We start from the raw sequence: 1,326 nt of genomic DNA, 5'->3' as shown, positions 1-1,326 counted from the left end.
CCCGCCGCCCCGCGGAGCCGCCCGCGGGCGGGGCCGGCGGGGCGGCGGAGGGGGCCGGTGTGCGGGCCGCCGGGGGGAGCACCGGGGGGAGGGCCTCGGGGGGCTCGCCCAGGAGGACGCGGCGGACGACGCGTTCCGCGGCGCGGCCGTCGTCCCAGGGGCAGAAGCGGTGGCGGAAGGCGGCGCGCAGCCGGGCGGACTCCTCGGTGGCGTGGGCGCCCTCGGCGAGGAGGCGGTACAGCTCGTCGGCGGTGCGGGAGACGGGGCCGGGCGGCGCGGCGAGCAGGTCGAAGGTGGTGCCGCGGACGGCGCGGTAGACGTCCAGGTCGGGGGCGTGGACGACGATCGGGCGGTCCAGGTTGGCGTAGTCGAACATGATCGACGAGTAGTCGGTGACCAGCACGTCCGCGGCCAGGCACACCTCCTCCGCCGAGCGGTGGGAGGTCACGTCGATCACGCGCGGGGAGGCGGCGGCGCGTTCGCGGCCGGCCCGGTCGTGGAAGTAGTGGGCGCGCAGCAGCACCACGGCGTTCTCCCCGGCCGCCTCGGCCAGCCGCACCGGGTCGACCCCGGCGGCGTCGAACCCCTCGGCGTGGTCGCGGTGGGTGGGGGCGTGGAGCACGGCGGTGGCGCCCTCGGGGACGCCCAGTTCGCGGCGGATCCGCGCCACGTCCCGCGCGGTGGCCGTGCAGTACACGTCGTTGCGGGGGTAGCCGTACTCCAGCGTCTCGTGCCCGCCGGGGAAGACGCGTTCCCAGGTCTCGGTGGAGTGCGGGTTGGAGGAGAGGTTGAAGTCCCAGCGGGAGACCCGGGCCAGCAGCCTGGTGAAGCTGCCGGTGGCGGCGGCCACCACCGGGTGGGCGGTCTGGTCGAGCCCCATCCGCTTCAGCGGCGTGCCGTGCTGGGTCTGCAGGTGGACGGTGCCGGGCCGCTTGACGACCGCGTCGGCGAAGTTGGCGTTGGACACCAGGTAGGTGGCGCGGGCCAGCAGGTCCCAGTACGCGCGGGTGCCGATCACCGCGTGCTCCACACCGGGCGGCAGCGTGGGGACGGCCTCCGGCTCCACCAGGAAGACGCCGCGCAGGTGCGGGGCGAGTTCGCGGGCCTTGGCGTGGATCGCCGCCGGGTTGCAGGCGTAGCCCCGGCCCCAGTAGGCGCAGTACACCGCCAGGTGCGGGTCGAGCGGGCGGCGCAGGGCGCGCCGGTAGTGCAGGCGGGTGCGCAGCCCGCGCAGCGGACGGGGCGGGACCGCCGACGCCCGTGCCCGGCCGGCGGCGCGGCGGGCGGCGCGCAGCAGCCGGAACGCGGTGTGGCGGCCGGAGGCGA

General features: G+C 77.5%; 1 protein-coding gene. It reads right to left on the bottom strand.

The features are described from left to right. A partial coding sequence (locus A2U95_RS21585; protein WP_240957546.1) for a CDP-glycerol glycerophosphotransferase family protein occupies positions 1-1,326 on the bottom strand: 1,326 nt, incomplete at both ends.

This window comes from Streptomyces chilikensis (assembly GCF_001642695.1).
Taxonomy (GTDB): Bacteria; Actinomycetota; Actinomycetes; order Streptomycetales; family Streptomycetaceae; genus Streptomyces; species Streptomyces chilikensis.
The sequence above is the reverse complement of the archived record's forward strand: the minus strand, read 5'-3'. Positions and strand labels throughout refer to the sequence as shown.